This window comes from Alcanivorax sp. HI0083, assembly GCF_001635175.1.
The window spans coordinates 1-4,383 of the sequence record NZ_LWFX01000045.1 but is presented as its reverse complement, the minus strand read 5'-3'; the positions used below and the strand labels follow the sequence as shown (position 1 = coordinate 4,383).

Below are 4,383 nucleotides of genomic sequence, written 5' to 3'. Positions count from 1 at the left end.
CCCAGTTCGTGCTGTTGCCTGCCGCCACCTGCCTGACCACCTGGTACTTCAATGTGGATCCGGAACTGGCGTTGGGCATGATCCTGGTGGCGTCCTGCCCCGGCGGCTCGTTTTCCAACATCATGACCTGGCTGGGGCGGGCCAATGTGGCGGTTTCGGTGAGTATGACGGCGGTCTCAAGCCTGGTGGCGATTGTCATGACGCCGTTCAACTTTTCCCTGTATGGCTGGTTGAACCCGATTACCCGACCCATCCTCACCGATATCCAGATGGACAGCATGAACATCCTGATTCTGGTGGCGTTGGTGCTGGGCCTGCCGCTGTTGGTGGGCATGTTGATGGGCAAGGCGTTTCCCGTGTTTGCAGAAAAAGCCCAGAAGCCCATGCGCTATATTACCTTGCTGGTGTTGTTGCTGTTCGTGGGTGTGGCGTTCGGCAATAACATGGATGTGTTTCTGGCCACGGCGAACCGTATTGTCGGGCTGGTGGTGCTGCAGAATTTTCTGGCGTTGGGGATTGGTGCCCTGGCCGGGGCGATTACCGGGCTACCCCGGGGAGACCGGCGGGCCATTACCATGGAGGTGGGGATACAGAATTCCGGCCTCGGGCTGGCCATCCTGTTTACCTTTTTCCCTGACGCCAGCGAAATGATTTTGATCGCGGCGTTCTGGGGTGTCTGGCATCTGATCAGTGGGCTGCTGCTGGCCTGGTGGTGGTCGCGCAGCCCGGCGCAGGAGGATGTATGCCGCGAAGGATCCTGATCACTGGCGCCGCTGGCTACCTTGGTAGCCAGCTGGCCCGGCAATTACAGCAACATCACTATGTGGTCGGAGTGGATATCCGTGAGGACGAAAGCGCGGATTTTCCGTTCTACCAAATGGATATTCGTGATCCAAAAATCGGCACGTTGATGAAAGAGCACGGTATCCACCAGGTGGTGCATCTGGCCGCAGTGCTGGAAGACTCCGGTGACCGCGAGCGGGACTTTGATATTGATGTAAATGGTACGCGCAATGTGCTGGATGCCTGTGTGGCCAGCGGCGTTGAGCAACTGGTGGTGACCAGCTCCGGGGCGGCCTACGGCTACTATGCTGACAACCCCGCCTGGCTGGATGAGCAGGATCCCTTGCGCGGTAATCCGGAATTCCCCTATTCGGATCACAAGCGTCAGGTGGAAGAATTGCTGGCGGATTATCGGGAAAAGTTTCCCGCCCTGAAGCAGCTGGTGCTGCGTCCCGGCACCGTGCTGGGCGCGGAAACGCGCAATCTGATTACCCGCCTGTTCGAGGGCAACCGTCTGCTGGCGGTGGCCGGTTCACCGTCTCCCTTTGTCTTTATCTGGGACCAGGATGTGGTGGGTATTATCGAACAGGGCGTGAATCAGGATCGTAGCGGTTGTTTCAACCTGGCGGGTGACGGCGCCTTGTCCATTGATGAGCTCGGCGATTTGCTGGGCAAGTCGGTGATTCATGTGCCGGCCTGGTTGATTCGCAGTGGGTTGTGGATCGGGAATCGATTGCGGCTGACCCAATATGTGCCGGCGCAGGTGAATTTTCTGCGCTACCGGCCGGTGCTCAGTAATCGCCGGTTGAAAGAAGAGTTCGGCTATATTCCCCGCAAAACCTCCGAGCAGGTATTTCGTTTCTTCATGGCTGCCGCCCGGCAGCGGGGGCAGTTATGAAAACCGTATTGATTACCGGAGCAGCGTCCGGGCTGGGGTGGGCCTTGTCTCGACAGGCGTTTGCGCTGGGGCACCGGGTGATCCTGGTGGACATGAATGCTGCTTTGCTGGCATCGCGAGCCGATACGCTGGCCGCTGAGGATCCTGCCCGGGTCACGTTTCGGGAGCTGGACGTAACCGATAGCGATGCCGTGCAGGGGTTGGTGAATTGGGTGCAGGACAACGAGTTCGCACTGGATATATTGGTCAATAACGCGGGCATTACGCACCGCTCGCTGGCGGAGAAAACCCGCATGGCGGTTTTCCGTAAAGTCATGGCGGTGGACTGGCAGGCACCGGTAGAGCTGGCGATGGGTTTTTTGCCGCTGCTGAAAAAAAGCCGTGGCGGCATTATCAATATCGGTTCCATGGCGGGTTGGATGCCGGTGCTTGGGCGCGCCGGTTACTGCAGTGCGAAAAGTGCCTTGAGCCAGTTTTTTGAAGTATTGCGCGGCGAAGTGGCCCGTGATGGCGTCCATATTCTGATGGCCTACCCCAGTTTTCTGGATACCCCGATTGAAACCAATGCCCTGGGGCATGATGGCCGTCCGGCCAGCCATAAACGCTCCATGGTGGGCGATATGCGCAGCCCGGAATGGATGGCTGAATTGGTGTTCGAGGCCTACGCAAAGAAAAAGAAACGTTTGTTCCCGGATCGCTTTACCTGGTTTGCCAGCTTGCTCTGGCGGCTGTTGCCGGACCTTTATCAGCGCATGATGCAGCGTAAATTTGCCAGCGAACTGAACCAGTAGGATCCCCCGTGACGGACCTGATGACTCTGCCCTGGCTGTTGCTGGCGCTGTTTATTTTTTTTGCGTTTACCACCGAGGCCATGACCGGTTTTGGCAGTATCGTGATTGCGCTTTCCCTGGGGGCGTTGTTCCTGCCGATCCCGGAAATCCTGCCGGTGCTGGTGCCGTTGAATATCGTCATGAGCGCCACCCTGAGCTGGCGTCATCGCCAGCATATTCACTGGCCTACCTTATGGCGGCTGATTTTGCCGTTGATGGTACTGGGCACGCTGACCGGCTACGGGTTGCGCCCGTGGATGGGCGATCAGTTACTGAAAAATGGTTTCGGGCTGCTGGTGGTGTGGTTCAGCAGCCGTGAGTTGTGGCGTATGTGGAAGGGGATCGAGATGGCACCTCATGGTGCCTGGTGGTCCCGTTGCTGGATGTTCGTGGCAGGGATCACCCATGGCTTGTTTGCCTCCGGTGGGCCGCTGCTGGTGTATGCCCTGAGTGGCCTGTCACTGGAAAAGAAAGCCTTCCGTGCCACCCTGATTCTGGTCTGGCTGTCGCTGAACAGCCTGCTCACCGTGGTGTTCCTGATCGACGGCACTTTGCTGCCGGCAGCCCCGCGTATCGGTTTGCTGGTACCTGTGGTTATCGCGGCCATCCTGTTGGGAGAGTGGTTGCATCACCGGGTGAATGAAGAGCGTTTCCGCCAGGCGGTGTTTATAGTGCTTTGGTGCACCGGGCTGATTCTTGCCTGGCCGGGGTGAGGTTTTAGCTACGAGCTACGAGCCTAGAAGCTAGAGGCTCGTAGCTGTCTCTTGGACGTGGTATTCATGTGATTCCTTGTTCGCAGGTATTCAGGAGCGCTCATGTCCACAGTGGAAATTCGCCCGGTTACTGGTATTGCCGTCGAGCCCTGGCTGGATGCACTGGCGCAATTGCGTATTGCGGTGTTTCGGGATTACCCCTATCTCTACGACGGGGATCTGGATTACGAGCGCCGTTACCTGGACCGCTATGCCCAGTCTGACCGTAGCGTGTTTGTGCTGGCGCTGGAATACAACCGGCTGGTTGGTGCGGCGACGGCGCTACCGCTACGTGAGGCGGATGAAGAGTTCCAGGTGCCGTTCCGGCAATTGGGTGCCGAGCTGGATTCGGTGTTCTATTTCGGAGAGTCGGTGCTGCTCAAGCCCTATCGGGGCGAAGGCGTGGGGCACCGCTTTTTTGATCTGCGCGAGCAATACGCGGCGGATTTCGGGTTTCGGCATACCGCCTTCTGTGCAGTGACGCGGGAGGAGGCACACCCTGCTCGCCCTGCGGATTACCAGCCGCTGGACAGGTTCTGGCGCGCGCGGGACTACTTCCCGCAGAACCAGCTTGTGGCCCATTTCGACTGGACTGATGTGGGCGACAGTGCCCCCAGCCGCAAGGCCATGCAGTTCTGGTTGCACTCTCTGTAGGTTGTTCTGGTCTGCAGGGTGCTCTGGCGTGAGCGCGCTATCCGCAATGCCATCATCATCCTTCCACGGGCGTTGTTTGCGCTGGCTGTCGCCGTCCTGGTCGCTGGCTGACCTGGACGGGCTCGCTGAAAGCGCAGAGCAGGAAAATATAACAAGCCTGCACTGCGTTTTTTGGGCTGGTCTTACCGTGCTTTCACGTGGCGGCTGATTCGTCCAGCCACCGCTGTACTCGTGCGTAGGTGCGGGTCTCCTCAATCATGGTCATGTGGCCCATCTGGTAAAACTGTTCCCGGGTAAGGTGATCCGCTTGTGGGTAGAGCTGGTTCGCCAGGGCGCTGTCGACGGTCACCAACCAGTCGCCTCGGGGCTGGGCGTGGCCGGGCTCGCTGACGCTGCCGGCGATAAACAACTGCTGTACCTGCGAATCCAGCGGCACCTTGCTGGTGGGGCGCGGGTCGTCCAGCGG

5 protein-coding genes and 1 pseudogene are annotated in these 4,383 nt (G+C 58.8%); 5 read left to right on the top strand and 1 reads right to left on the bottom strand.

The genetic code is table 11. The features are described from left to right. The 5 genes from A3754_RS00495 to A3754_RS00475 form a co-directional block, all read left to right on the top strand. A partial coding sequence (locus tag A3754_RS00495; RefSeq protein WP_063518553.1) for a bile acid:sodium symporter family protein occupies positions 1-761 on the top strand: 761 nt, incomplete at its 5' end. Further along, entirely contained in the window at positions 743-1,681 is a 939-nt protein-coding gene (locus A3754_RS00490; protein ID WP_063518550.1) for an SDR family oxidoreductase, read from the top strand. The genes A3754_RS00495 and A3754_RS00490, both read left to right, overlap by 19 nt. Continuing rightward, the gene (locus tag A3754_RS00485) at positions 1,678-2,472 is read left to right on the top strand and encodes an SDR family oxidoreductase (protein ID WP_063518549.1); all 795 of its coding nucleotides are present in this window, start codon (positions 1,678-1,680) and stop codon (positions 2,470-2,472) included. Before A3754_RS00490 ends, A3754_RS00485 begins: the two co-directional genes overlap by 4 nt. Before the next feature lie 8 nt (positions 2,473-2,480). Continuing rightward, positions 2,481-3,224, top strand: a complete 744-nt coding sequence (locus A3754_RS00480; RefSeq protein ID WP_082872536.1) for a sulfite exporter TauE/SafE family protein — start codon at positions 2,481-2,483, stop codon at positions 3,222-3,224. A gap of 102 nt (positions 3,225-3,326) precedes the next feature. After that, positions 3,327-3,917: a GNAT family N-acetyltransferase gene (locus A3754_RS00475; RefSeq protein ID WP_082872537.1), complete on the top strand. Its 591-nt coding sequence runs from the start codon at positions 3,327-3,329 to the stop codon at positions 3,915-3,917. 193 nt (positions 3,918-4,110) lie between these two features. Here the strand turns inward: A3754_RS00475 and A3754_RS26880 are convergent. Next, positions 4,111-4,383 (bottom strand): annotated as a pseudogene (locus A3754_RS26880) (hypothetical protein); the annotation flags it as partial.